Source organism: Bradyrhizobium sp. 138, from assembly GCF_023074075.1.
Lineage (GTDB): Bacteria > Pseudomonadota > Alphaproteobacteria > Rhizobiales > Xanthobacteraceae > Bradyrhizobium.
On the sequence record NZ_JADPKT010000073.1, the window covers coordinates 53,206 to 78,562 of the forward strand.

The window sequence follows — 25,357 nt, forward strand, 5'->3', positions numbered from 1 at the left end:
TGGCTGTCGGCGCCCAGATTTCCACCGGGGGCGGTGTCTTTCGTCCCCATCCCTGGAGGCGCTGAGGGACGCGCATTGCCTGCGCTCGTCCCTGTTCCGGAAGGTGCCGACCCGCCAGCGCTACCCGGCCCCGTCCCCATGCCCGCTCCTCCGGATCCGGCAATTGCACCGCCTGCTTGCGCCAGAACCAACAGAAACGAGCTTGCGATAATCGCGACAATGATCGGAGGGATGGCACGGGACATCGGACAATCTCCATCGCCAAACTTCATTAAATATAATGATGAGGCCGCCTTCCCGCCATGAATTCGCGGTTGCAGAAGTCCGCCGCTGCAAGAGTTCTAGATCTGCCAAACGATGTATCCGTGCTGACGAAGCGCGAGACCTACCCCTCGTCCAGCAGCTCGAACAGCTCCTCCACCCGCTCGAACGGCGCGTCCTGCATCTTGGCGTGGTAGACCACGCGGTCACCGTCGCGCTGCAGTGACTTGCCCCGCGACTTCCGCAAGCGTCCCGGCAGGAACGTCGCGGCCGCAGCCTCAGGGCCGACGTCGAGGCGGACGATGCCGCGTCGCTTGCATTCGAGCCTGAGCCTGGCCGCGGCAAAGAAGTCGCGCGCGACCTTCGGCAAAGGTCCGAAGCGGCGGGAGGTTTCCTCCTCGAGATCTTCGAGGTCGTCCTCGTCCGTGCATCTTGCGGCGCGCGCATAGAATTCGAGACGTACCGGCTCGGACTGCACGTAGGTCTCGGGCAGCATGTCCGCGACCGGCAGGTTGAGGTCGGGCACCCACACCGCCTGCCCCTCGTCGAGCTTCTCCGACGCCATTTTCAGGAGGTGGCTGTAGAGCACGGGCCCGAACACCTGGACATGGCCGGATTGCTGCTCCGAAAACAGATCGCCGGCGCCGCGCAGATCGAGGTCGCGCTCGCTGATGGCAAAGCCCGCGCCGGGCCGGCTGAACTCTTCGAGCACGGCCAGGCGCTTCTCGGATTGCCCGGATGCCGTCTCGGTCAACAGATGCGCGAAGGCGCGGATGCCGCCACGCCCGACGCGCCCACGCAGCTGATGCAGCTGGGCGAGGCCGAATTTCTCCGGCCAGCACACCACGATGGTATTCGCACGGGGAATATCGAGCCCGCTCTCGACGATGTTGGTCGCGAGCAGGACGTCGGCCCTGCCCTCGACGAAGCTCATCATGCGGTCGTCGATCTCGTCGGCCGCCAATCTGCCGTGCAGGCAGACGATGCCTAAGTCAGGCGCCACCGCCTGCACCCGCGCCAGCATCGGATCGAGATCCTGGATGCGCGGGCAGATCAGAAAGCTCTGGCCGTGACGCCGCTGCTCGCGCAGCAGCGCCGAGGCAATCGCCGCATCCGACAGCGGCGCGATCCGGGTCGCGACCGGCAGCCGGTGCACCGGGGGCGATGCGATCACGCTGAGGTCGCGGAAGCCGGCAAGGCCCGCGGCGAGGGTGCGCGGGATCGGCGTCGCGCTCATCATCAGCACGTGGACGTTCTTGGCGAGGCCGGACAGCTTCGCTTTCTCGGCCGCGCCAAAATGCTGCTCCTCGTCGATGATGACGAGGCCGAGATCGTCGAACTTGACGTCCTTGCCCGTGAGCGCCTGGGTGCCGATCACGACCTTGATCCGGCCGCTGCGCAGTCCTTCCCTTGTCTCGCGCAGCTGTGCGCCCGAAGTCGCCCGCGACAAATTGCCGACCTCGATGCCGAACGGCGCAAAGCGTTTCTGGAACGTTGCGACATGCTGGCGTGCCAGCACCGTCGTCGGCACCGCGATCGCCACCTGCTTGCCCGACAGCACCACGGCCGCCGCCGCCCGCAGCGCCACCTCGGTCTTGCCGAAGCCGACATCGCCACAGATCACCCGGTCCATGGGGTGACCCGAGGCAAGATCGTCGAGCACGTCGGCGATCGCCTTGGCCTGGTCACTGGTAGTGAAGTAAGGGAAACGCGCGACGAACTTCTCGTAGGCCGATCCCGGCGGAACCAGCTTTTCGCCGCGCCGCCGGCGGCGCTGGCTGATGTGCTTGGCAAGCATCCTGCCGGCGGCCTGGATCTCGCGCTCGGCCGACGTTCGGCGGGCCCACCATGTGCTGCCATCCGCCTTGTCGAGCGCCAGCTTGCCGAGCTCTGCCGCGTAGGGCCACATCAACGCAAGATCAGGCGGCGGCACCAGCACCGCGTTGTCGCCGGCGAACTTCAGGCGGATCATCTCCCGCAGAGCGCCGCCGCCCGTGTTCACGGTCTGCAAGCCGTCGAGCACGCCGAGGCCGCGCTGGAGATGGATCACCACCGTGCCCTGCTCGGGCACATCGGGATGGTCGAAGGCCGCGCTCCAGGCGCGCGCCATCGGTTGCGGATGATGCGCCCTGCTGCCGAGCACGTCGGAGGCCGTCACGACGACGAGAGGCTTTTTCCCCGGCACGACGAAGCCCGCATCGAGATCGGCCAGCAGCGCCGCTTCGCCGTTCCGCCCGCGCGCCGCCTCGTCCCAATCGTCACAGCGCTGCGCCTTGAGGCCGCTCATCCGCTCCATCACGCGCAGATCGTCTTCCTGCGCGGCGAAGAGGATCAGTCGCGATCCGGCCCGGCGCGTCTCCTCGACGAAGCCACGCAGCGCCTTCCTGGCGGATGTCAGCTTCGAAAACTCCGGGATGCTCTGGAAGGACGAAGCGCGCGGCAGCACCTTCATGCCCCTGGAGAGCTGCTTCCAGTCGCGCCGACCGAGATATTCGCGCTCACGCTCGGCGCGCGGCGCGGCCTCCTCGATCGTATCGAGCCAGCCCTCGGCGTGCACCGGGACGCCCGCATCGGCGATCCATTTGGCGCGCCCGCAATAGTCGAACAGGCTCGCGCGCTTGCTGCCTTTGCCGGCAAGGCCAAGCCGCTCCGACATGGGATCGACCAGAAGCTCCTTGGTCTCGAAGATGATCCTGTGCTCGTTCGGATCGAACGCCACGATCCGCTTGATCGCGCGATCCGAATGCTCGATCCGGAACGGCCCCAGCGCGCCCGCGGGGAATATCTCGAAGGTCTGCCCGTGGAACAGCGCCCCGCCCGGATAGTCCGGCTCGTCGTCGAGATCGTATCCGAGCGATTCGAGGCGCGCCTCGAGGTCGCTTTCTGAGAACGTGCCGCCCACCTTCAAGCTCAGGCTCAGGCGCGCCAGACTTGCCGGCGGCGGCAGGCGCTCCATCACCGCTTCCGCGGTCGAGACGAGAAACAGCGGCTTCTTGGATTTTGCGAGGCGTCGCAGCACCGAAGCTCTACGCCCTGCGAGCTCGTGCGACGGCTCCAGCTGATCGAACGGCAGAGTGTTCAATCGCGGAAACACCAGGACCTCGCAAGCAGGGTCGAGCGCGTGAATGACACTGCCCAGCCGCTCCGCCCTGTTCTCGCTCTCGGCGAGAAAAACGATGCCGCTGCGTCCAGACTGTTTCCATTGGGCAAGCAGGTGGAGGGCCAGCACGCCGAGCGGCGACGATGACGAGATCGTTGCGCGCTGCGCCGCTTTGCTCTTCCTTGACGACGTCCTGTTTGGCAACGCCTTCTGCGGCGGCGTCTTCTTCGGGAGCGGCTTCTTCGGGAGCGCTTTGGCCACCCGCGCCTTTTTGGTCAGCCTCACTTGGATCCGTTTCTGGTCGCAAACTGTCGTCAACTGAACGCCAGCCGCCCTCATTTTCGATTCGGCAACTTTCGCCCTGCATATGGGATTTGCCCCGCGAACGCACCCCTCGTGGCAACGTTCGGCGCGGCGCTGCGATCCCGACGCATGGGCTGTTTGATCAAGCTATGGATCGGAACTGGCGCGGCGCGGGATCTGCGTCGCTCGATGCGACGCCTGGCGGATTGTAAACGACTTGCGCACAGGGAGCCACGAAAAAGCCCCAGCGCTTGGAGCCACGCTGGGGCGTTTCGTTCAAAATAAATCAGTTAAGCAATGACGTCTTCATAGCAGCGGATTCGCCGCGCGCTTGTGAACTGGTTCACATGTCTTGCAACAAACAAACGACCTCGGGGACCGAGGTCGCCAACCTTTGTGGGGAAGGTTTTCTCCCGGCCCGGGGGCTTTGGGGGCTTGGGGGATGGGCCGAGAGCCAGGATTCGACGCCTGCCACGCACCATCGTTCCAAACCTGCCGCACGAAAACCCGCCGGCCCGTTCCGGACCGGAGCGGGATACCGCGTCGCACCGGTTTGAGTGCGCACGCGCCGCGCGCTACGATGGCCCTTTTACGGAGGCTCATTTGAAATCATTCATTGTCATCGCCGCCAGCGCACTGCTTGCGACGGCTCCCGCCCGCTCACAGCCGCTGGTCGATCCCAACAAGGTCGCTCCCGAATACCGCGAGGCGGCCGAGAAGCGCCGGGCCGAGCAGTTGCGCCAGCGCGAATGCGCGCTGAAGGCAGATCTCGAGAAGGTGCTGCCCAGGGATCGCACCGCTTTTCTGAACCATTGCCTGGAGACGATGGTGGCCAAGCAATAACGCGCCGCGAAGGCATTCAAGCTTTCTTCAGACATTTGCGATCAGCTGACGATCCATTTCCAGAAGATCATTGTTGTCCGCGCATGAGTTCGGTCCAGATTCAGTGCACGCGGTGCAAGAACGTGTTTCGCGATCGCGCGGGGCGGTTGCAGGACGGCTATTCCAGGCAATGTCCGAGTTGCGAGGTTGTGCTGTTTTTCGCCGAGGACTCCCAGCATCCCTTCATCAAGCGCGCGATGCGCAGTGCACGCACGGTCCGCAAGCAGATGCGGGCGCTCGAGGCCGCGAGGCTTGCTGCACCCGAACCGCAGGCGACGCAGTCGCGAAGGTTCGCTGGACGGACGCGATCGGCGGGACGCGAGGACTAGCTCATCTGCGCTTTTGTTTCCTCGGAAACAGGCGGTCGCGGATGTAGCGCGAGGTCGCCGTCAGACGGATGCCGCGTGGTTTCTGCCAGGCGGCGCGGTCGATCTCCTTCTTGTCGCCGATCGCCAGCCTGCCCTTGGCTGTCTTGGCAATGAAGATCGCGTCGCTCATCTTGCGGCCGGAGCGCTTGTTCCTCGCCTTCACTTCCTTCCAGAGGCTGATCCTGCCGAGCTTCAGCTTGGGCAGCTCCTCCCGGATCTCCCGCCGCAGGCAGTCCTTGTCGGACTCGCGCGAGCGCTTGCGGCCGCCCGGGAACATCCACAGGCCGTCCGACCGTCGTCTGACCAACAATACTTTGCCGCGCCTCGCGGCAACCAGCTTGGAAGACTTCGCCATCGCTGCCGTCATTGAAACAGAATCGTTCCAATCGTAACTTGTCTAGTGGAACAGACAAGTTCACGGCGCGCTTTGGTCACAGGCCGCACGCCGCCGGGACCTGATGAGACATCGCGGGCGGAATCGCACCGATCGAGGCGAGATCAGCCCTCGCCCGCCCCTGCCCGATCCTCCGTCCTGATCCAGGCCATCATCATCTCCCAGGCCACCGACAGGATGATCGGTCCGATGAACAGGCCGACGATGCCGTGGGCGAGCGTGCCACCGATCACGCCCACGAAGATCACGATGGTCGGCGTGGTCAGGCCCCGCCCCATGACGAGCGGCTTCAACATGGTGTCGATGAAGCCGACGAGGACGAGAAATATGGTGAGCAGCAGCGCCGTGGTGACGTCCTTGGCGGTCCAGATCCAGATGATCACAGGCAGCAGCACGAGGAAGGCGCCGATCTGCACGATCGAAAGCAGCAGCACGATGAAGGCGAGAAGGCCGGCGCTCGGCACCGCCGCGAGCTTGAAGCCAATGCCGGCGAGCAATGCCTGCACGATCGCGACGCCGATCACGCCCTGGGCCACCGCGCGGATGGTCGCGCCCGCAAGTGAAAGGAAATGCTCGCTCTGCTCGGGCACGATACGAAACAGGAAGCCGCGGCCGGCCGCGACCAGCCTCGGCCCATGCGGAAACAAGAAGCCAGCCACGAACACTGAGACCAGAAACTGGAGCGTGCCGACGCCGGCATCGCCCGCGAGCGAAAGCAGCGGGCCCGCCAGCGGCTGGAGATACGGCGCCACCTCGCGCACCACCGTACGGATGTTGGTGTAGGCTTGGTCCCAGAGCTCGTAGAGCCAGGGGCCGACGAGCGGCCACGTCTTCAGCTGCTCGGGCGCTGACTGAAGCGCCAGGTCGCCGGTGCCGAGCTGATGCGCCAGCTCGCGCACGCCGTCCACCGCGCTGATGCCGAGCCAGGTGGCCGGGCCAATGACGATGCCGAGCGTGACCAGGGTCAGGATCGCTGCTGCGGTCTTCGGCCTGCCGCCGAGGGCTTTGGCGACCCAGCTGAAGACCGGATAGAACGCAACGGCGAGCACGCCGCTCCAGGCCAGGATCGGCACGAACGGGCGGATGATCAGGAAGGTCCAGATGATCAGCAGGGCCAGCAGGCCGAGCCGGATCACGAGCTGGATGACGTCCTCTCCCGTCAGGAGCTGACGGAGACTTTTCACGGGCACTGCTTCCCTTGCGGCATGAACGCAACTTCCGGTGCTTGCGAGGCCTAGCCGTTATTGCCAGCAACGCATCCGGCGTCAAGGCGACTGGAACCGCCGGGGCCACGATTAGGAAGACTTCGGACCATTCCGCATTCCGGGACGGGCCCGCAACGCGGCAGGGCTTGGCTAACGCCCGTTAACCGGATTTCCCCGCGCCGGTTTACGCCGCTGCAAACGCCCGTGACTACCGTGGATCGAAGTCACCAAAAACAGTCGGCGCAATGGCCAACACCATCTGGACGATCGAACAATTCACCTGTGCGGGTTGCGGCATGAACTACACCGCGACCAGGGAGGAGCACAGCGAAGCCCACGCCGGCAGCTTCAAATGCAGCATCTGCAACGGTGTGGTGCACGCCTGGTCCGGCAAACATCATTTCTTCGGCTGGCAAGCCGTGAAGACGAGGCCGCCCGTGTTCGGAAGGCGCTGGGCAGACGTCGAGTGGTAGGCTTGTTCCACCACGCGCAGACCTCTGATGACGCTGCGGTGACGCGAGACCCGATCGGGGGATCGGCCCAATTGCACCGGCGCCGTTTGCACTCCGTTCACCGATCGCCGCTAGATCAGGGCGGATCCTTCGCGCCGAACAGCAGACATGGCCGACCTCAACGCCGTCCTCACCAGGCTCAACGACCGCCTGCTCCGCCTCGAAGGCGAGCTGTTCGTGCTGCGCTCGCTGGCGCGCGCCACCCTGACGGCGGGCGACGACCATGCGGCGCGCATGCGCAAGCTGGTCGAAGCAGCAAAGGTCGCGCTCGACGACGAGGCCAGGCGCGAACTCGACAAGCCGACGCGCAAATATGTCGATGCAGCCACCGCACTGGTGGAGGAATTGCTGGTCGAGCCGACCCCGGCTCGGCCGCTATTCACGGTGATCGACGGCGGCCGGCGCGACTGAGCGCGCCCGCCCCACGGCGATCGGTTATCGCCCGTACATTCCGGGCGCGCGTGCGCCGTTCGGATAGCACTGTCCCTGCGAATAATTGTAATCGTAGCCGTCCGGACAGAGCCCGCCGCGTCGGCCGTAATAATCGGGCCGCCCGTAGGCGCCGGGTGCGCGCGCCGTGTTCGGATAGCAACTGCCATTCGAGTAATTGTAGTCGTAACCGTGCGGACAAAGGCCGCCGCGGCGCCCATAGCCTGGTCCTTGATCGCGGGTATAGACACCCGGCGCATGATAGTCGTTGGGGTAGCAGCGGCCGTTCGAGTGGTTGAAATCATAGCCGTGCGGACATTGCCCGCCCGGACCACCTCTGAACTGAACTTGCTCCACCATGGGCTCCGGCGATGCCGCCGGCACGGTTGCAAATGCAAGCAGGCCAGCCAGCGCAAGCTCTATCATGACATCTCCTCCAAATCACGGGGACAAGCCTAGCAGGATTCGTGTCCCACGAAACGACCCCCGGATTGAGCCATGGCCGGCCTGAACCATGCATGAACCGGTCCCGGACTGCGACGATCCGCCGTTCCCCAAGCCACGCAAGAGCCTGCCTCGCGGCCCCCGCTAGATCGCCGTGGAATTCTCCGCCTTGAGCCGGCTGAGGCCTGCCTCGATGATCGCGATCTCCTGGTCGATCTGGCCGATCGGCAGGCTGAAATCATAGCCGGACCTGCTCTTCAGATCGACCGCGAGCCGCTGCCTGTGCATCATCAGCTCGTCGAGCCCGCGGCGGTTCTTCAGCCGCACATAGCTGTCGACGATCTGCTCAATGGCGCTCGGCATGAATGTGTCCCGGCGAAAAGGCCCGCGCGGCGCACCCACGCCGGCGGGACATTTCGGTGTCGCGGTACGCAATACAAATCCGCGACGGATTCGTCGATACGCCAGGCTGGTTGAGATCGTGTTACCATTCGATGATTTCGTGACGCGCGGCATGAAAAGCCGCTGACGATTGCGCCAGAACCGGTCTGTCGGCCGCTTGCCATCCGACCGTGGCGGTGCGGCAACGCTAGTCGGTGACGCAGAAGTAAGTGCGCGGCCATCTGCGATAGGCGCTGTAACGGTAATACGGCCGGTAAGCGTAGCCGCGATAGAGCGCCGGCGGCTCCTCGCCGTAATAGGCACGGTGATAGAAATTGGTCACCGACCCACGGGCGCAACGATAGCTATCCCAGGTCGGCCCCACGAACGGCGCGATCCCGGTTTCGGGCGGCACGGTCGGGTACGGCCCGCCCGCATGGGCCGAATTGGCTGCATACAGTGTCGCGAAAAGGAAAAACCAGGCGCTTCGCATGCGCTCGCTCCCGAGCCGGTGCAGTGCCGCCATGGAAGCACCTCAAGGGCCGGCAGCGCAATCATGGCGTTCATCGCAGCCAGCGCCTCGGCGCATTGTTGATAACCCGCGCAAACGCCGTGCGGGTGGTGACAGGGCGTCGGGACGTGTTATCGGGGGGATGACGCAGTTGCGAGACCGGATCGGAAGACCCATGCGCATTACCCTCGTCGGCTCCCGCCATTTCGGCGTGACCACCCTGAACATGCTCCGGGAGCACAGCGTCTCGATCGTCCGGGTCGTGGTGGCCGATGCCGAGGATCGCCTCGCCGCGACCGCAACGGCGGCCGGCATCGAGGTCGCGGTCCAGGCCAATCCGAAGCTGGTGGTGGCCTCCGAGATTGGCCCCGATACCGATCTGATCATCACGGCGCACAGCCACGCTCGGATCGGCAAGGACGCGCTCGCCGCCGCCCAGCTCGGCGGCATCGGTTATCACCCCTCGCTGCTGCCGCGCCATCGCGGCAAGGCCGCCGTGGAATGGACCATCAAGGAAGGCGATCCGATCGCCGGCGGCACGATCTACCACCTCGCCGACCGCATGGACGCCGGCGCGATCGCCGCCCAGGACTGGTGCTTCGTCAAGAAGGGCGAGACGGCGCGGGAGCTGTGGGAACGCGCGCTAGCGCCCCTCGGTCTCAAATTGCTGGCCGACGTGATCGACTACGCCAAGGTCCACAAGGCGCTGCCCGCCAAGACTCAGGACGAGCAGTTCGCGACCTCCGCGCCAAGCCTGTCTTAAAGCCCCTCTCCTGACGTTTACCCTTAATGTGAAGCTGCATTGATTCTGCTTCCAAAATTGGCGCCGGAAACGCAAATAAACCATTGTTCCCACAGGAACAATTTTCGATTTGGCGCCGCAACAAATTTCCGTCACATTTGATCCAGATAAGCGACAGCATATCAGACAGATTCAAGGACGGAATTTATGCGTTTTGCTCGCATCGCGGTGTTCTGTGCCGCCTCAGTTTTCACCGGCACCCTCGCCGCTTCCGCCTTTGCCCAGACCCCTTATGACGGCAACTGGCACGTCACGATCGTAACCAAGAGCGGCTCCTGCGAGCCCACCGCGAGCTCCATGCTGACGGTTGCCGACGGCAAGATCACTGCGCCCGGCGCTAACGTTTCCGGCACCATCGGCAGCGGGGGACTTGTGAAAGTTTCGATCAATGGTGCATATGCTAACGGTCAACTCAGCGGCAACGCCGGATCGGGGAAGTGGAATGGAGCATCTGCAGGCATACCGTGCAGCGGGCGATGGGAAGCATCGCGCCAATAAACCAATTGAGGCTCGCGCCCGGAACCGGCGGCTGCTGTTTGCGGCCGCCGTTTTGTTTGTGGCGGCGTTCGCGAACACTGAAAGTAACGCGCAGGCCGGCCCGTTCGCCCCGCTGGCGGGCAGCTGGAGCGGCGCTGGCACCGTGATCCTGGACGACGGCTCGACCGAACGGATCCGCTGCCGGGCCAAATACGCCCCGATCGGCCCGACCCTGGAGATGTCGCTGACCTGTGCCAGCGACGCCTACAAGTTCATCCTCGGCGCCAACGTGAAGTCTGAAGGCGGCGCCATCGCCGGCAGTTGGTCCGAGACCAGCCGCAATATCTCTGGCTCGCTCCAGGGCCGCGGCGCCGGCGGCAATTACGAGCTGGTTGCCTCCACCGCCGGCTTCAATGCCAACATCTCGCTGAAGACGAGCGGCAACAAGCAGAGCGTGTCGATACGCGCGGATAGCCAGTTCCGCGGCGCCAACGTCTCGCTTTCGAAATAAGACGTCAGCACGCAGCACGACAATCGACCCAGCGACCGCGCCGGGTCGATTTTTTCATGCGCCCGGCACGAACGCCGTGACCTCGATCTCGACCTTGGCCCGTTCGTCGACGAGGCCGCCGATGTAGAGCAGCGTCGAAGGCGGGAAATTGCGTCCGAGCGTATCCTTCCAGGCGGCACCGATGCCGGCGCCTGCCCCCTCATACTCGCTGCGGCTGGTCAGGTACCAGGTCAGGCGGACGATGTGCTCGGGGCCGGCGCCGGCCTCGCCCAGGAGCTTGATGATCCGCTTCAAGGCGGTCGCAACCTGCGCGGCCAAGTCGGGTGCGTAATTGCCGACTTCGTCGCCGCCGGTCTGGCCGGCCAGAACCACCCAGCGTCCCGGTCCCTCGACCACGACGCCATGGGAAAAGCCGCGCGGTTTTTTCCATTCGGCCGGCTGCAAGATGTGCATGAGCGGAGCCCTCCCGATTTTCTCGTTGTTCGATGATGCCTAGCACGACACGCTGCATCGCTGCATCCACAGATTGACCGTTGCAAACGGCGGCGATGTCGCCGATACCGGCCGTCCTTTCAGGCTTCGATCCTCCGGCATTTGCCCAATGACCACGACACCGTCCAAAACGATGGCTGCCTTGTGGATGGCCGGCTGGCTGTCGCTGATGCTGGTCATGGCGATTGCCGGGCGCGAGACCACGCGCGAGCTGAACGTTTTCCAAATTATGGAAGTCCGCTCGGTGATCGGCTTCGTATTGCTCTCGCCGATGATCTACCGCGCCGGCGGCTTCAAGATGCTCCGGACATCGCGCCTGCCGCAGCACATCGGGCGCAACCTGGTGCACTATGTCGCCCAGCTCGGCTGGTTCTTCGCGCTGACGCTGATCCCGATCGGCCAAGTGGTCGCGATCGAGTTCACCATGCCGATCTGGACCGCGATCCTCGCGGCGAGCTTTCTCTCCGAGCGTATGACGCCGTGGAAGATCGCGGCCATCGTACTCGGCCTCGTCGGCGTGGTCGTCATCGTCCGTCCCGCCACCGGCGAGATCAATCCGGGCCAGCTCATCGCGCTCGGCGCCGCCATGGGATTTGGCGTATCGATGGCGCTGGTCAAATCGCTGACCCGCACCGAAAGTGCGCTGTCGATCCTGTTCTGGATGCTGGTGGTGCAATCGGTCGCAGGCTTCGTTCCAACGCTGTTCGTCTGGAGCTGGCCGTCGGCCTATGTCTGGGCCTGGGTCGGCGTGATCGCCGTCTGCGGCACGTTTTCGCATTACTGCCTCGCCAGCGCGATGCGTTATGCCGACGCGACGATCGTGGTTCCCATGGACTTCCTGCGGGTTCCACTGACTGCGACGGCCGGCTGGCTGCTCTATTCCGAGCGGCTCGACGGCTGGACCGTGCTCGGCGCGGCGTTGATCCTGTGCGGCAACCTCCTGAATTTGAAGCCGGCGCCGGCGGTTCCTGCCCGCGCGCAGTGAACCTCACGCCGCCTCGCGCGACAAAACAAAGTGGCCGTGTGATTTGGATCACGTTGGAGCAACACTCCATCGTGCACATTCGGCCACACAGCAGCGGGTTGAGCGAGACGGACTGCCGTTTTGGTGGCGCGAAGTCGGGCATTTCGTGTAGGTTCGTTGCCAATTTGTTGCTGCCTGCAATTCGATTCTGTTGGGGATCTTCAGATGCGCTATCTCACCCTCCTCGCTTCGCTGATGTGCATGGCCCTGTCGGTCGGTGCCGCGAAGGCCGACCGCCGCGTCGCCTTCGTTGTCGGCAACGGCAACTACAAGAACGTCGCGCAATTGCCGAACCCGCCGATCGACGCCAAGGCGATGGCGTCGACGCTGCGCAATGTCGGCTTCGAGGTGATCGAAGGCTCCAATCTCAGCCGCGACCAGATGACGGAGAAGCTGCTCGACTTCGGCCGCAAGGCGCAGGGCTCCGACATCGCGCTGTTCTATTATGCCGGCCACGGCATCGCCGTCAGCGGCACCAATTACCTGCTGCCCGTCGACGCCGACATCAAGTCGGAGATGGACGTCAAGCTGGGGGCCGCCATCAACATCGACCTGACGCTCGAGCAGACCATGGGCGATGCCAAGGTCAAGCTCGTCTTCCTCGATGCCTGCCGCGACAATCCGTTCGCCGCCAAGATCAAGTCGAACGCCGCGACGCGCAGCGTCAACGTGCAGAGTGGTCTCGCCGAGATGAAGTCTGGTGAAGGCACCCTCATCGCGTTCGCCACCGGCCCCGGCCAGACCGCGCTCGATGGTCAGGAGGGCAACAACAGCCCGTTCACCCGCGCCCTGATCGACAACATCACCAAGCCCGGCATCGAGATCCAGCAGGCCATGACGTCGGTACGCGCCCAGGTCAATGAAGAGACCCGCAAGGGTCAGCTGCCCTGGGGCCACACCAACCTGACCGGCTCCGTCTACCTCAACCAGGCCCCGACGACGCAGGTCGCCAATGCAGCGCCGACCGCTTCCGGCATGGTGCCGGCTGCGAGCGGCGGCTCGGACGGTGTCGAGCTCGAATACTGGCGCTCGGTGAAGGAGTCCAACAAGCCGGAAGAGCTCAACGCCTATCTCTCCGCCTATCCGAACGGTCAGTTCAAGGCGCTGGCGCTGGCACGCCTCGCGGCGATCAAGAGCGGCCCCTCGACCGCGACCCGCGCTCTCAACGCCGGCGTCGATCCCGCAACCTTCACCGATGAGGCTACTCAGGTCACCGAGGATCAGATCGGCCTCGACAAGAGCAAGCGCCGCGACGTGCAGCGTCGGCTCACGGCGCTCGGCTTCGACACCCAGCAGACCGGCGCATTCAACGACGAGACGCGATCGGTGCTCAAGCGCTGGCAGACGGCGCGCGGTTATCCCTCGTCAGGCTACCTCAACAAGAACCAGCACAAGGCCCTGCTCTCGGAGATCGTGGCTGCCCCGGCGACCGCGAGCGACAACAGCCAGAAGGCGGCCCGACGCGCCGCCAGCACCCCGGCTCAGAGCAGCGCGCCGGCACCGGCTCCCCATCGCAGCAATTCCGGCGATGCTGCCGGCGCGGCCTTCGTCGGCGGTGTCGTCGGCGGCATGATGGGCGGCATGTTCCGTCGCTGAGACGATGCCAGATTGAAGACAAAAAGCCCGGCTCACGCCGGGCTCTTTTTTTGGAAGATGCTGCTTACCGCGTACTCCGTCATTGCGAGCGCAGCGAAGCAATCCAGAATCCCTCCGCGGTGAGACTCTGGATTGCTTCGTCGAATCCGCGCAAAATTGCTACGCAATTTTATCGCGAGCTCCTCGCAATGACGCGGGTAGAGATGGGCCTTATACGACCATCTCAGAATCCAACCAGACGCCCCGCCCCATCAGGCCAGGACCTACTTCCCCGCGGCCTTTCGCAGCGCCTCGTTGATGCGGTCCTGCCAGCCGGGGCCGCCCTCCTGGAAGAACGCCAGCACGTCCTGGTCGATGCGCAGCGTGACCTGCTCCTTGATGCCGGGAACGGCGTTTTGCTTGGGCGGCGCCGCGGCGACCTTGGCCGTCACCTTCTTGAACGCTGCCTCCGCTTCGGTCCTGGCATCGCCCAGCGTGCGCGGCCGTCTCGGTGGTTGGTCCGCCATGTCCTAGATTCCCTCAAACAGAGCCGTCGAAAGATACCGCTCGGAGAAGGACGGCACGATAGCCAGGATGGTTTTTCCCGCGGTCTCCGGCCGCTTGCCGATCTCAAGCGCTGCCGCGATCGCCGCACCCGAGGAGATGCCGCCCGGAATGCCCTCATGCCGCGCCAGCGCGCGCGCGGTCTCGATCGCGGTCGTCGAGTTGATCTTCACGATCTCATCGATGACGGCGCGGTCGAGGATGTCAGGGACGAAGCCGGCGCCGATGCCCTGAATCTTGTGCGGCGTATGCTGTCCGCCTGACAGCACCGGGCTCTCCTCCGGCTCGACCGCGACGACGCGAAGTGAGGCCTTGCGCGGCTTGAGCACCTGGCCGACGCCGGTGATGGTGCCGCCGGTACCAACGCCGGCCACGAAGAAATCGATATTGCCGCCGGTGTCGTTCCAGATCTCCTCCGCGGTGGTGCGGCGGTGCACCTCGGGATTGGCGAGGTTCTTGAACTGCTGCGGCATCACCGAGTTCGGCGTCGTCTTCAACAGCTCCTCGGCGGCAGCGATCGCACCCTTCATGCCCTGCGCCGCCGGCGTCAGCACCAGTTCGGCACCGAGAAAAGCCAGCATCTTGCGCCGCTCGATCGACATCGATTCCGGCATCACCAGCTTGAGGCGGTAGCCGCGCGAAGCCGCCACGAAGGCGAGCGCTATGCCGGTATTGCCGGAGGTCGGCTCGATCAGCACGGTGTCGGGCTTGACGATGCCCGCCTTCTCCATCGCGATGATCATGGCCGCGCCGATGCGGTCCTTCACGCTTGCGGCCGGATTGAAATATTCAAGTTTTGCCAAAATGGTCGCATTCACGTCGTGCATGCCGGGCAGCCGGCGCAAGCGCACGATGGGCGTATCGCCGAAGGCCTCGACGATCGAGTCATAGATCCGGCCGCGGCCGGGTTGGTGCGCTGCACCCGTGGTGGACGATGCGTCCATGATGAACTCCCTGTGGCGACAATGCTTCTGTCGACCGTTGCGCAGTTACCGACAGCTTGCGGCGACGCGCAAGCGGCAATCCCGTCGGCCCGGAATGCGCCGCATGACAAAATTGCGTGGGCAGGCCGGCTGTCTGGCCATCTGCGGCAGGCCAAGGCCCGCCGCCCGACCGATTTCGTTGTCAATCCGTTCACGATTGCCGTGCTGAACTGCCGCGCCGGCGTGCAGCCTTCCGATCATCGCTCGTGCCCCAGCCAGATGCCGTCCCGGCAGGCGACGTCTGTTGCGAGCCGCCGGTCAGGGGCGGCGGGAGCGCAGAGAAGGCCTGATGCATAGACGGCTCGCATTCATCGATACCTTGCGCGGCATCGCCGTCCTGGCGGTGGTGGTCCAGCATGCGCTCGAGGTGATCGTGCGGGAACACCCGACCGGCGCCTATCATGCGTTTCTTCACGACGCGATCGGCTACTACATGAATTTCGGCCGGTTCGGTGTCGTGCTGTTCTTCTTCGTCAGCGGCTTCGTCATTCCCTTCAGTTTTCCGGCCAGCGCATCCCCCGTGAACGACTTCGCGATCAGTCGCTTCTTCCGCCTCTACCCGGCCTACTGGACCTCGATCGCGATCGGGCTGGTCACGATGCAGGCGGTCACGTCCCGGACTTACCCCTTGTCGCAGATCGCTGCGAACCTCACGATGCTCCAGTCCTTCATGGAGGTCCCTCACCTCTGGGACTTCTACTGGACGCTGGCAATCGAGCTGCTGTTCTATCTTGTCTGCATCGTTCTCTTCGCGGCAGGACTGGTGCACCGGCGCCTCACGGCCGTCGCGATCGTCGTTGCAACCGCTCTCGTCGGGACGGCGGTGGCGGTCCTGGTTGAGGACAGGGCTGCGTGGGTGGTGATGGAGACCGGCCTGAACCTGTCGGCGATGTTCCTCGGCAAGATCATTCGCGACACCGTCATCGGCGGCAAGCTGCGATGGCGGCATGTGGCCCTCTGCATGACGCTCTACGTGCTGTTCGCCGTCACGCTGTCCGGCAAACGCTATGGCGGGATCTACCAGGACGATTTCTTCTACAGCTATTCGATCGGGGCAGCCTATGTCTGCGCGGCCCTCGTCTTCATCGTGTTTGCCGCATTCGGTGAACGGATGGCCTGGCGCCCGATCGCGTTCGTCGGCGTCATCAGTTACTCGGTCTACCTGATGTCGCCGTTCGCAATGGACTGGATTCACCACTACTCCTGGCCGGGCGACGGACCGCTGGCATGGTTCGTCTTCGTCGCCGAGGTCGTGACGTCGTCGATCCTTGTCAGCTGGATGACATATTCCCTCGTCGAGGTCCCCTCGATCTCGTTTGGGCGCAGGCTCCGTTCAGACCGCGACACGCCGGTCGCTATCGAGCCGGCTCTCAGCCGGCAGGGTGCGGCGCAGTAATCGAACGTCACGACGCGCGAAGCAGTGCGGCGACCTATCGCAATGCACACGGATTGTTTGCGCTGCGATAGTTGCGACCGCCAAATCGGCAGGACACATCGAGGTGAGGCTAATTTTACAAGAACCGACGCATTTGTGTTGCGACCTCGTCAACTCCTTCTGCTTATGTTAGACTTACGTCTTAAAGCAGGGAGGTCACCACGATGTCAGCAGTTGCTGAAGTGTTGCCGACCGTCGCGCCGAACCGCGATCCGCGTTGCAGCGAGTTGCCTACCTGTCCCGTCTGCGCCGACTCCATGGTCGCCGCCGAAGCATCCGCCTACGTCTCTGACCACATGATCAGCTATCTCTGGACCTGCGACAATTGCGGCTATGGCTTCGTCACCAAGCACGCCGTGAAGCAACGCTTCCTGTGCAACTGATCTAGCGCGGGGCGATGTCGCCCCTCGCCCAGTCCGCGCGCGTACGGTGATAAAACTCCTCGAATTTTCCCTGTGCGATCGCGTCTCTGATCCCCTGCATCAGGAACTGGTAGTAGGCGATATTGATTTCGGACAGCAGCATCGCGCCTAACGTCTCGCCCGCCTTGACGAGATGGTGCAGATAGGCGCGCGCGCAGTTGCGCGTCGACGGCCACGAACTCTCCTCGTCCAGCGGACGCGGATCGTCGGCGTGACGCGCATTACGCAAATTCACCTGACCAAAGCGCGTGAAGGCGACGCCGTGCCGGCCATTGCGCGTCGGCATCACGCAATCGAACATGTCGATGCCGCGCTTCACGGCTTCGATTATGTCGTCGGGCGTGCCGACGCCCATCAAATAGCGCGGCCGGTCTTTCGGCAACACCGGCGCGGTCTCGTCGATCATCGCCAGCATCACCTCCTGCGGCTCGCCGACGGCAAGGCCGCCGATCGCATAGCCGTGGAAGCCGATCGCGACCAGCCCTTCCGCACTCGCATGACGAAGCTGGGGGACGTCGCCGCCCTGCACGATGCCGAACAGCATGTAGCCGTCGGGCGCGCTTTCGAAGGCGCGCTTGCTTCGCTCGGCCCAGCGCAGCGACAATTGCATCGCGCGGTCGATGTCGGCGTGCTCGGCCGGCAGCCGCACGCACTCGTCCATCTGCATGGCGATGTCGGAGCCGAGCAAGCGCTGCACCTCGATCGAGCGCTCCGGCGACAGCTCGACCTTGGCGCCGTCGATATGCGAGCGGAAGGTCACGGCGTGCTCGCTGACCTTGCGCAGGTCGGACAGCGACATCACCTGGAAGCCGCCGGAATCCGTCAGCATCGGCCCGTTCCACCCCGTGAACCGCTGCAAGCCGCCGAGCGCCGCGATCCGCTCGGCGCTTGGACGCAGCATCAGGTGATAGGTGTTGCCGAGCACGATGTCGGCGCCGGCATCGCGCACCTCCCGCCAGTGCATGCCCTTCATGGCACCGGCGGTGCCGACCGGCATGAAGGCCGGCGTCCGCACCACGCCGTGGGGTGTGGTCAGGCGTCCGGTGCGCGCGGCACCATCGGTCGCGAGCAATTCAAAGTGATTGGGAAGGTCATTGTCGGGATTCATGGCGGTGCTTATTGCGTGTCGGAGCAAGCCGATCAACCCGTCCAACCCACGTCCCGGCCGGCCTGTGCCTCAGACTGGGACACAATCAAAGCGGATATTGCCGCCGTCACCTCTTGTTAAACAAAACGATACCGTGTAGTTTTATCGTGGGCTGAACGAGATGCCGTGGGCGACTTTGCCGGCGGCGGTCAATGCGTGATCGACAGCCACCGACAATGCCGCTCCCTTCATGTTCGACTGACGTCTCCAGCCGCTCGCACGGCTGGATCAGGCAGACAGCTGCCCGTCTGACCGGTCTCCTGCTCACGTGCAGCCTGGCGCTCGCCGGCTGCACCTCCCTGCCCCGCACGCCCTATACCGCCGCGGAGGCCAGTACATCGCGCGTGCTCGATATCGACGGCCTCAGGCGCTACGCCGACGAACCCGTCACGAAATTCAGCTTCGACAAGGATACCAGCACCGCACCGAAAACCTATCTGGCGCTGTCAGGCGGCGGCGCCGATGGCGCCTATGGCGTCGGGGTGCTCAACGGGTGGACCGCGGCCAGGACCCGTCCCACCTTCTCGGTCGTCTCCGGCGTGAGCACCGGCGGCCTGATCGCACCCTTCGCCTTTCTCGGCTCGCAATATGACGACACGCTGAGGGAGGTCTACACCAGCGGCATCGCGGAGAGCCTGTTGAACGATCCCAGCATCATGCGCGTGCTGTTCGGATCGGGTCTGTTCGGCAACACAAGGCTGCGCGAGCTCGTGGCCCGCTATGTCGGCCCCGAGATCATGGCGCAAGTCGCACGCGAGAATGCCAAGGGGCGGAAGCTGTTGGTGGTGACGACCGACCTCGACACCCAGCGCACCGCGATCTGGGACATGGGCAGGATCGCCGCGGTCGGCACGCCCGAGGCGCTCAAGCTGTTTCGCGACGTGATGGCGGCCTCCGCCAGCATTCCGCTGGTGTTTCCGCCGATCATGATCGACGCCGAGGGCCAGGGCCGCAAGTTTCAAGAGATGCATGTCGACGGCGGCGTGACCGCCCCGGTGCTGACGCTGCCGGAAGCCCTGCTCTTCCACGGCAGCCGACTGCCGGGCAACGCGAAGATGGACATCTACATCCTCGTCAACAAGAAGATCGAACGCAATTTCGAGCTGGTCTCCAACGGCACCATCGACGTCGCCTCGCGCAGCCTGTCGGCGATCACCCAGTCACAGACGCGCTCGATCATCTTCTCGACCTTTGATTTCGCCAAGCGCAACCGTCTCGGCTTTCATCTCTCCTACATCGCACGCGACTATCCGGCGCCGCCGTCGGAAGGGTTCGACACCGCCTATATGCGGGCGCTCTATCAATACGGGTACGACAAGGCCGCGTCCGGTCAGGCCTGGAGCTCGACGGTGCCGTGAGCTCCGGTGACGGAACGAGGCCTTGCTGAAACCGTTGACGATACGGCCAATTCGGCCAGATTCGCGATGACGCCTCCGCTCCTGCGCGATATAGAGCGAATGACCACTGTCAGAAACGCGCAGGAATCATTGGGCATGGGATTGACTGCGACCAAGACGAGATCGGCAGCGCCGCGCCGCGAGGTGCCGAAATCGCGCGGCGGCCGGCCGACGAAGTCAGCCGCCATCGAGCGCGACCAGCGGCTGATCGAGGTCGCCACCCGCCTGTTCCTGGACCGCGGCTTCGACGCCACCTCGCTCGACGCGGTCGCGGAAGCGGCCCGGGTCAGCAAGCCCACCGTCTATGCCCGCTATGGCGACAAGCGCGGCCTGTTTGCCGCGGTGCTGAGGCGCGAGATCGCGCGCTGGCTTGCACCCCTTTCGGCCGCGGCGGAGACCCAGCTCAGCAGCCTTGCGGACATCTCGGTCGAGCAACGGCTGGTCGAGATCGGACGCGAAATGCTGACATTCACCTGCGGCCCCGATGCCGTCGCCTTCAGCCGCATGATGACGTCGCAGGCCATCAATTTCCCTGACGTCGCCAAGCTCGGCAAGGAAGAAGGTTGGCTCAAGGCCGTTGCCACCACGGCACGCTTCTTCGACCATCTGGTGGCGCAAGGCGCGCTCGACGTCGAGGACACCACCATTGCGGCCGAGGTGTTTCTCGACGTGGTCGTCGGCCACACCCACCGCATGGCGACCTTCGGAACGGCCCTCGAGCTGAAGCCCGCCGAAAAGCGCATGCGCGCGGCGATCAAACTGTTCCTGGCCGGCGCGCTGGGACCTGCCGACCGCGTCCAGGACGCCAAGGGCACGCAACGTCGCCGTCCCACCCGCTGACAATTCCGTGAAATCCCCATCGGGATCAGGGCGGCGCCATTGACCAAAATAAAACGATACGGTATGGTTTAGTTATAAAGCGATACGGACCGCTTTTTCATCAGCCCCAAAGAGGTCCGTATCGCTTCGATCGCCGCGACGGGTACAGCCCGCCACGACGCTCCGCGGCCGACCGATGCCCAAGGTCGGCCGCGTCTTCTTTCGGATGATCAGGCCCGCTCGCCGGCCAGAGGTTTCGAGCATGAAGCCAACTGAACGACATATCTCGCGATTGCTTGCGATCACTGTGTCCGCGCTCCTTCTTGCAGCACCTGCGCGGGCGATCGTCACCGCGGGCACGCCGACCGCCCTTCACAGCGACACAGATAGTGACGCCGAAGCCGACCGCCAGGCGGTCAGCCGCGAAATCGAGCGCTTTCGCGGCTCGTCGATCTCGATCAGCCAGGCCATGGCGATTGCGGAACGCCGCCACGCCGGCGCCACAACGGCGGATGTGAGTTTCGACGGAGCCTCCGGTGTACCGGTCTACCGCGTGAAGACCCTGCACAACGACCGGATCTGGCGCCACACCATCAATGCTTCGACCGGCGAGCTGGTCGGCGGGGAAGCCGCCCTTCCCCTCGCCGAGCTCGACCACGAGGATCGCGACAACCTCGCAGCACTCGGTGCGATCAGGCACCGCCTCGCCGATGCCGTGCGGGTCGCTGAACGCGCCGCCTCGGGCAAGGCGATCAGCGGCGGGCTGGTCCGCGAACGCGGCCGGCTCAATTTTGCGATCGTCGTGATCAGCGGCGACGACCTCAAGGAGGTCATCCTGGAGCCGCCGGGCGCCAGGACGAAATAGCGACCTGCCAAATAGCTGCGGCCCCGGCATCAGCCGGGGGCGAAAAGCCATTGACGGGGGCAAGACTCTCCCGCATAAGTCGCCGCCATGTTCACGACCACCAAACGCACGACCAAAACCACCACGGCCTCAGGGGCCCGGGGAGGCGTGCGCGCGTAGTCGTCGACTAGAACGCAATCCACTCTACCGAAGCCCCGCCATCGATGGTCCGGGGCTTTTTTGTTGTCTAAATTTTCAATTCAATGGAGGACAAAGTGAGTAACGATCCCGTCGTCGCGATTGTCGGCGTCACCGGTGCGGTGGGCGCCGAATTCATCGCCACCATGGACAAGCGCGGCTTTCGCGTCGGCAAGCTCAAGGCGCTAGCCAGCGCCCGCTCCGCCGGCAAGATGGTATCGTTCCGCGGCCAGCCAGTCGTAATCGAGGAGCTGACAGAGCGGTCGTTCGAAGATGTCGACATCGCCTTGTTCTCGGCCGGCGGCAGCATCTCGAAGAAGTACGCGCCAATCGCGGTCAAGGCCGGCGCGGTCGTGGTCGACAACTCCTCCGCCTTCCGCATGGATCCGAACGTGCCGCTGGTGATCCCCGAGATCAACGCTGGCCGCATCCGCGACCACAAGGGCATCATTGCCAATCCGAACTGCGCGGCGATCACCGCGCTGGTGCCGCTGTGGCCGATCCATCAGAAGAACCGCATCAAGCGCGTGATCATCTCGACCTACCAGGCGGCGAGCGGCGCCGGCGCGGCCGCGATGGAGGAGCTGGTCGAATCCACCCGCGCCAATCTCAACGGGCAGGTCTATACGCCCAAGGTGATGCCGCACCCCTACGCCTTCAACCTCTTCAACCACAACACGGCGGTCGACCCTGAGACCGGCTACAACGACGAAGAGACCAAGGTCATCAAGGAGACCCGCAAGATCTTCGCGGACGAGAACATCGCCATCGGCGTCACCTGCGTGCGCGTGCCGGTGCTGCGCGCCCATTGCGAGGCCATCACCTTCGAATGCGAGAAGCCGATCAGCGAGGACCAGGTCCGCGCCATCATGGCGCAGGCCCCCGGGGTGAAGGTGGTCGACGACCGCGCCAAGAACTACTTCCCGATGCCGATCGACGCCTCGGGCCAGGACGACGTCCTGGTCGGCCGCATCCGCAAGGACCTCAGCGACCCCTCAGGGCATTCGATCTCGATGTTCGTGGCGGCCGATCAGCTGCTCAAGGGCGCGGCGTTGAACGCGGTGCAGATCGCGGAGCTCTTGCCGCAGCGGGTGATGGCGTAACGGAAGCTGCGTGGGGTGGGCAAGGCGAAGCGTGTCCACCCTACCATCGACTGACTGCGCAGTTAGGTCAGGACAGCCACGACATCTGTCTTGGCAAAATCGGCTCCCTTGAAAAGGAGCGGCTCTGAGCGCGCCTTCGCCAAGGCGTAGACCGCGCAATCGACATATTCAGCTGTGCCGGATGGCCCTCGCCCTTGCCGAAGCGCCGAAATGCCTCGAACGCGCCTTTCGCCATCTCTGCATCGAACGGCACGACTGCGATGCCGGCCGTCTCCAGCAACTCGCCAAAGAATTCGACTGCCGACGCCCCGAAGCGAGAAGAAAGAACGATCTTGGTTTCCAGCACGGCGACCGCCGGCATCGACAGGCTGTCGGCTTCCAGCATGGCGGTCCGATAGCGATGCCCATCCGGCTCGTTGGTTACGGTCGCGACGATCGCAGACGTATCCAGCACCATCAGGAAGGCAGCCCGAAACGGTCGTAGCCAAGGATTTCGTCGGCAGGTCGGGAATCCAGTACAGGCAAGGCAGCGGTTCGTTCGAAGAACGTCGTCAGGGCGGCTTTTCTATCTTCCGCCGACGGGACGACGCGCGACAAGCGCTCCTCGATGGCACGCTCCAGCGCAGTCTCGATATCTTCCCCCGTCAGTCGAGCGAGGCGCTGGGCAAGCTCATCAACTTTCGTGGAACGGATGTTCATCGGCCACTCGATCTATGCAAATGACGCCGCACTATAGCACGAAGATGCCCGGAGGTCACTCCCGCGCCCTGAACAGCAAGCACGCGTCCCCATACGAATAGAACCGGTAGCCGCTCGCGATCGCGTGCGCATAGGCCCGCTTCATCGTCTCCAGCCCCGAGAATGCCGAGACCAGCATGAACAGCGTCGACTTCGGCAGATGGAAGTTCGTCATCAGGATATCGACGGCGCGGAAGCGATAGCCGGGGGTGATGAAGATCGCCGTCTCGGCCGCGAACGGCCGGATGGTGCCGTCTTCGCTTGCTGCGCTCTCGAGCAACCGCAACGACGTGGTGCCGACGGCAATGATGCGGCCGCCGTTCTTCCGCACGGTGTCGAGGCGCGCCGCCGTCTCGGCCGAGATCATGCCCCACTCGGCGTGCATCTTGTGGCCTTCGGTGTCGTCCACCTTCACCGGCAGGAACGTCCCTGCCCCGACATGAAGCGTGACGCTGACGATGCCGACGCCGCAGCCGCGTAGCGCCCGCTCCAGCTCCGGCGTGAAATGCAGTCCCGCGGTCGGAGCTGCGACCGCGCCTTCGTTTGCGGCGAACATGGTCTGGTAGTCGGCGAGGTCCTGATCGTCGGGCGTGCGCTTGGAGGCGATGTAGGGCGGCAGCGGCGGGCTGCCGAGATCGGCGATGGCCTGATCCAGTGCTGGGCCGTGGAACGAGAATGACAGCGTCACCTCGCCCTCAAGGCCCTTGGCTTCGACCTCGGCGTCGAGATGGCCGAGCAGGCAGACCTTGCCTTCATTGCCGAAGCGGATGCGGTCGCCGGCGACAAGCTTCTTCGCGGGCTTGACCAGCGCCTGCCAGCGTGAACCATCGAGCCGCTTGATCAACGTCGCCTCGATCCTGGGCTCGGTCTCGCGGCCGATGCGGCGGCCTTTCAATTGCGCTGCGATCACCTTGGTGTCGTTGACGACGAGCAGGTCGCCCGCCTTCAGCCATTGCGGCAGGTCGGCGATGATCTGGTCGCGCAGCGCACCGTTCTCCACGACCAGCATCCTCGCGGAGTCACGCGGGATCGCCGGGCGCAGTGCAATGCGCTCGGCGGGCAGGTCGAAATCGAACAGGTCGGTGCGCACGTCTGGTACCTCGTCATGCCTCGCCTGCGCGGAGCACGACGCCAGTTGTCACTCAGCGTCCGCGGCCATCCGCGCCTTGACGATCTTGTCCGGATTCATCACGGGCTCGCCGCGCTTGATCTTGTCGACATTCTCCATGCCCTCGGTGACCTTGCCCCACACCGTGTACTGGTTGTCGAGGAAGCGGGCGTCGTCGAAGCAGATGAAGAACTGGCTGTCGCCGGAATCGGGGCTGGCGGCGCGCGCCATCGAGGTGGTGCCGCGCACATGCGGCTCCTTGTTGAACTCGGCCTTCAGCTTCTTGCCGGAGCCGCCGGTGCCGGTGCCCTGCGGGCAGCCGGTCTGCGCCATGAAACCGTCGATCACGCGGTGGAATACGATGCCGTCATAGAAGCCCTCGCGCACGAGCTCCTTGATGCGCGCGACGTGGCCGGGCGCGAGGTCCGGGCGCATCTCGATGGTGACGGGGCCCTGCGTGGTCTCGAGGATCAGGGTGTTTTCGGTGACGCTCATGCTCGTCTCTCTTGCGTTGGGGGTGAAGTCTTGTCAGGTGACGTTTTGCGGCTGCGGAACTGGATCGCGAATGGTCGCCCCGCGGCGGCGCCGGCCATTGCATCGGTAAATGGCACCGGCGTGCAGCGTTGCAACGCCTCCATCACCGCGATCCGGTATCGCAGCCGGTCATTGTCGGAGGCCTCCGCGGATTCATAGGTAATCCTCGGATGGCCCAGAATGTTTCCGGCCCGGTTAAAGCTCACGACGACCGTGATGTCGAGGGGGCGCGCCTTGGCCGGCGACGGCGGCCTCCAGCAGGTGCGCAGGTGCCGGAAGATGTCCTGGATGGTGTTGACCTGCCCATCCCCGGCGGCCGCGCCCGAGGTGCCGAGCAGCAGCAGCACCGCGGCAACCAGCAGGAGCTTGTCGCCACAGCGCGCCATCGCCACTC

General features: G+C 64.5%; 30 protein-coding genes. 15 read left to right on the top strand and 15 right to left on the bottom strand.

The features are described 5' to 3' along the window. Positions 1-385: 385 nt before the first annotated feature. Positions 386-3,490, bottom strand: coding sequence for a DEAD/DEAH box helicase (locus IVA79_RS25250; RefSeq protein ID WP_247558287.1), 3,105 nt, complete (start codon positions 3,488-3,490; stop codon positions 386-388). Here IVA79_RS25250 and IVA79_RS37055 point away from each other — a divergent pair. Beyond that, a complete protein-coding gene (locus tag IVA79_RS37055; protein WP_247558309.1) occupies positions 3,387-3,683 on the top strand; it encodes a hypothetical protein in 297 nt (98 codons plus the stop codon). The genes IVA79_RS25250 and IVA79_RS37055 overlap by 104 nt on opposite strands. 584 nt (positions 3,684-4,267) lie before the next feature. After that, positions 4,268-4,507, top strand: a complete 240-nt coding sequence (locus IVA79_RS25260; RefSeq protein ID WP_247558003.1) for a hypothetical protein — start codon at positions 4,268-4,270, stop codon at positions 4,505-4,507. A 369-nt stretch (positions 4,508-4,876) separates the two neighbouring features. Here IVA79_RS25260 and IVA79_RS25270 read toward each other — a convergent pair whose 3' ends face one another. Further along, entirely contained in the window at positions 4,877-5,269 is a 393-nt protein-coding gene (locus IVA79_RS25270; RefSeq protein ID WP_247558007.1) for an NUDIX hydrolase, read from the bottom strand. Between the two features lie 143 nt (positions 5,270-5,412). After that, entirely contained in the window at positions 5,413-6,498 is a 1,086-nt protein-coding gene (locus tag IVA79_RS25275) for an AI-2E family transporter (protein ID WP_247558009.1), read from the bottom strand. A 260-nt stretch (positions 6,499-6,758) separates the two neighbouring features. On the opposite strand from IVA79_RS25275, the gene IVA79_RS25280 reads away from it, so the two are divergent. Together IVA79_RS25280 and IVA79_RS25285 are read left to right on the top strand one after the other, a co-directional pair. Continuing rightward, a complete protein-coding gene (locus IVA79_RS25280; protein WP_247330019.1) occupies positions 6,759-6,986 on the top strand; it encodes a hypothetical protein in 228 nt (75 codons plus the stop codon). 147 nt (positions 6,987-7,133) lie between these two features. Further along, positions 7,134-7,436, top strand: coding sequence for a hypothetical protein (locus IVA79_RS25285; RefSeq protein ID WP_247558012.1), 303 nt, complete (start codon positions 7,134-7,136; stop codon positions 7,434-7,436). A gap of 24 nt (positions 7,437-7,460) precedes the next feature. Here IVA79_RS25285 and IVA79_RS25290 read toward each other — a convergent pair whose 3' ends face one another. The 3 genes from IVA79_RS25290 to IVA79_RS25300 all read right to left on the bottom strand — a co-directional run bounded on the left by IVA79_RS25290 (position 7,461) and on the right by IVA79_RS25300 (position 8,772). After that, complete coding sequence (locus IVA79_RS25290) at positions 7,461-7,880, bottom strand: hypothetical protein (RefSeq protein ID WP_247558014.1); 420 nt, start codon at positions 7,878-7,880, stop codon at positions 7,461-7,463. Positions 7,881-8,042: 162 nt separating this feature from the next. Further along, positions 8,043-8,261, bottom strand: a complete 219-nt coding sequence (locus IVA79_RS25295; RefSeq protein WP_247558016.1) for a hypothetical protein — start codon at positions 8,259-8,261, stop codon at positions 8,043-8,045. Positions 8,262-8,487: 226 nt separating this feature from the next. Next, positions 8,488-8,772, bottom strand: coding sequence for a hypothetical protein (locus IVA79_RS25300; protein WP_247558018.1), 285 nt, complete (start codon positions 8,770-8,772; stop codon positions 8,488-8,490). 193 nt (positions 8,773-8,965) lie between these two features. Here IVA79_RS25300 and IVA79_RS25305 point away from each other — a divergent pair, with 193 nt between their 5' ends. The 3 genes from IVA79_RS25305 to IVA79_RS25315 all read left to right on the top strand — a co-directional run bounded on the left by IVA79_RS25305 (position 8,966) and on the right by IVA79_RS25315 (position 10,580). Beyond that, positions 8,966-9,553: a formyltransferase family protein gene (locus IVA79_RS25305; protein ID WP_247558020.1), complete on the top strand. Its 588-nt coding sequence runs from the start codon at positions 8,966-8,968 to the stop codon at positions 9,551-9,553. Between the two features lie 186 nt (positions 9,554-9,739). Beyond that, a complete protein-coding gene (locus IVA79_RS25310) occupies positions 9,740-10,090 on the top strand; it encodes a hypothetical protein (RefSeq protein ID WP_247558022.1) in 351 nt (116 codons plus the stop codon). After that, on the top strand, positions 10,035-10,580 hold the full coding sequence (locus IVA79_RS25315) for a hypothetical protein (protein WP_247558024.1): 546 nt from the start codon (positions 10,035-10,037) through the stop codon (positions 10,578-10,580). The genes IVA79_RS25310 and IVA79_RS25315 overlap by 56 nt, the downstream gene beginning before the upstream one ends. A 54-nt stretch (positions 10,581-10,634) precedes the next feature. Here the strand turns inward: IVA79_RS25315 and IVA79_RS25320 are convergent, their stop codons facing one another. Continuing rightward, a complete protein-coding gene (locus IVA79_RS25320; protein ID WP_247558026.1) occupies positions 10,635-11,033 on the bottom strand; it encodes a RidA family protein in 399 nt (132 codons plus the stop codon). Positions 11,034-11,181: 148 nt separating this feature from the next. On the opposite strand from IVA79_RS25320, the gene IVA79_RS25325 reads away from it, so the two are divergent. Together IVA79_RS25325 and IVA79_RS25330 are read left to right on the top strand one after the other, a co-directional pair. Continuing rightward, positions 11,182-12,057, top strand: a complete 876-nt coding sequence (locus tag IVA79_RS25325; RefSeq protein WP_247558028.1) for a DMT family transporter — start codon at positions 11,182-11,184, stop codon at positions 12,055-12,057. A 204-nt stretch (positions 12,058-12,261) separates the two neighbouring features. Beyond that, positions 12,262-13,692 carry a caspase family protein gene (locus IVA79_RS25330; RefSeq protein WP_247558030.1) on the top strand — a complete coding sequence of 477 codons (1,431 nt, stop codon included), beginning with the start codon at positions 12,262-12,264 and terminating at the stop codon, positions 13,690-13,692. Between the two features lie 263 nt (positions 13,693-13,955). Here IVA79_RS25330 and IVA79_RS25335 read toward each other — a convergent pair whose 3' ends face one another. Further along, positions 13,956-14,198, bottom strand: coding sequence for a BrnA antitoxin family protein (locus IVA79_RS25335; protein ID WP_247558032.1), 243 nt, complete (start codon positions 14,196-14,198; stop codon positions 13,956-13,958). Between the two features lie 3 nt (positions 14,199-14,201). Further along, the gene (gene cysK / locus IVA79_RS25340) at positions 14,202-15,179 is read right to left on the bottom strand and encodes a cysteine synthase A (protein WP_247558034.1); all 978 of its coding nucleotides are present in this window, start codon (positions 15,177-15,179) and stop codon (positions 14,202-14,204) included. Between the two features lie 328 nt (positions 15,180-15,507). Here cysK and IVA79_RS25345 point away from each other — a divergent pair, with 328 nt between their 5' ends. Continuing rightward, the gene (locus IVA79_RS25345; RefSeq protein WP_247558036.1) at positions 15,508-16,614 is read left to right on the top strand and encodes an acyltransferase; all 1,107 of its coding nucleotides are present in this window, start codon (positions 15,508-15,510) and stop codon (positions 16,612-16,614) included. Between the two features lie 203 nt (positions 16,615-16,817). Continuing rightward, entirely contained in the window at positions 16,818-17,036 is a 219-nt protein-coding gene (locus IVA79_RS25350) for a hypothetical protein (RefSeq protein ID WP_247558038.1), read from the top strand. A 1-nt stretch (position 17,037) separates the two neighbouring features. Here IVA79_RS25350 and tgt read toward each other — a convergent pair whose 3' ends face one another. Further along, positions 17,038-18,183: a tRNA guanosine(34) transglycosylase Tgt gene (gene tgt / locus IVA79_RS25355; protein WP_247558040.1), complete on the bottom strand. Its 1,146-nt coding sequence runs from the start codon at positions 18,181-18,183 to the stop codon at positions 17,038-17,040. A gap of 191 nt (positions 18,184-18,374) precedes the next feature. Here tgt and IVA79_RS25360 point away from each other — a divergent pair, with 191 nt between their 5' ends. From IVA79_RS25360 to IVA79_RS25375, 4 genes are all read left to right on the top strand, one after another. Then, complete coding sequence (locus IVA79_RS25360; RefSeq protein ID WP_247558043.1) at positions 18,375-19,580, top strand: patatin-like phospholipase family protein; 1,206 nt, start codon at positions 18,375-18,377, stop codon at positions 19,578-19,580. Positions 19,581-19,715: 135 nt separating this feature from the next. Next, positions 19,716-20,459 carry a TetR/AcrR family transcriptional regulator gene (locus tag IVA79_RS25365; RefSeq protein ID WP_247558289.1) on the top strand — a complete coding sequence of 248 codons (744 nt, stop codon included), beginning with the start codon at positions 19,716-19,718 and terminating at the stop codon, positions 20,457-20,459. Positions 20,460-20,700: 241 nt separating this feature from the next. Beyond that, on the top strand, positions 20,701-21,303 hold the full coding sequence (locus tag IVA79_RS25370; RefSeq protein WP_247558045.1) for a PepSY domain-containing protein: 603 nt from the start codon (positions 20,701-20,703) through the stop codon (positions 21,301-21,303). A 242-nt stretch (positions 21,304-21,545) separates the two neighbouring features. Further along, entirely contained in the window at positions 21,546-22,583 is a 1,038-nt protein-coding gene (locus tag IVA79_RS25375) for an aspartate-semialdehyde dehydrogenase (protein WP_247558047.1), read from the top strand. A 67-nt stretch (positions 22,584-22,650) separates the two neighbouring features. Here the strand turns inward: IVA79_RS25375 and IVA79_RS25380 are convergent, their stop codons facing one another. The 5 genes from IVA79_RS25380 to IVA79_RS25400 are packed head-to-tail and all read right to left on the bottom strand — an operon-like array spanning position 22,651 to position 25,349. After that, the gene (locus IVA79_RS25380) at positions 22,651-23,040 is read right to left on the bottom strand and encodes a type II toxin-antitoxin system VapC family toxin (protein ID WP_247558050.1); all 390 of its coding nucleotides are present in this window, start codon (positions 23,038-23,040) and stop codon (positions 22,651-22,653) included. After that, complete coding sequence (locus IVA79_RS25385; RefSeq protein ID WP_247558052.1) at positions 23,040-23,282, bottom strand: type II toxin-antitoxin system VapB family antitoxin; 243 nt, start codon at positions 23,280-23,282, stop codon at positions 23,040-23,042. Before IVA79_RS25385 ends, IVA79_RS25380 begins: the two co-directional genes overlap by 1 nt. 55 nt (positions 23,283-23,337) lie before the next feature. Beyond that, on the bottom strand, positions 23,338-24,411 hold the full coding sequence (queA, locus tag IVA79_RS25390) for a tRNA preQ1(34) S-adenosylmethionine ribosyltransferase-isomerase QueA (RefSeq protein WP_247558054.1): 1,074 nt from the start codon (positions 24,409-24,411) through the stop codon (positions 23,338-23,340). A gap of 48 nt (positions 24,412-24,459) precedes the next feature. Next, complete coding sequence (locus IVA79_RS25395) at positions 24,460-24,924, bottom strand: peptidylprolyl isomerase (RefSeq protein WP_247558056.1); 465 nt, start codon at positions 24,922-24,924, stop codon at positions 24,460-24,462. After that, complete coding sequence (locus tag IVA79_RS25400) at positions 24,921-25,349, bottom strand: hypothetical protein (RefSeq protein WP_247558059.1); 429 nt, start codon at positions 25,347-25,349, stop codon at positions 24,921-24,923. The genes IVA79_RS25395 and IVA79_RS25400 overlap by 4 nt, the downstream gene beginning before the upstream one ends. Positions 25,350-25,357: the final 8 nt, after the last annotated feature.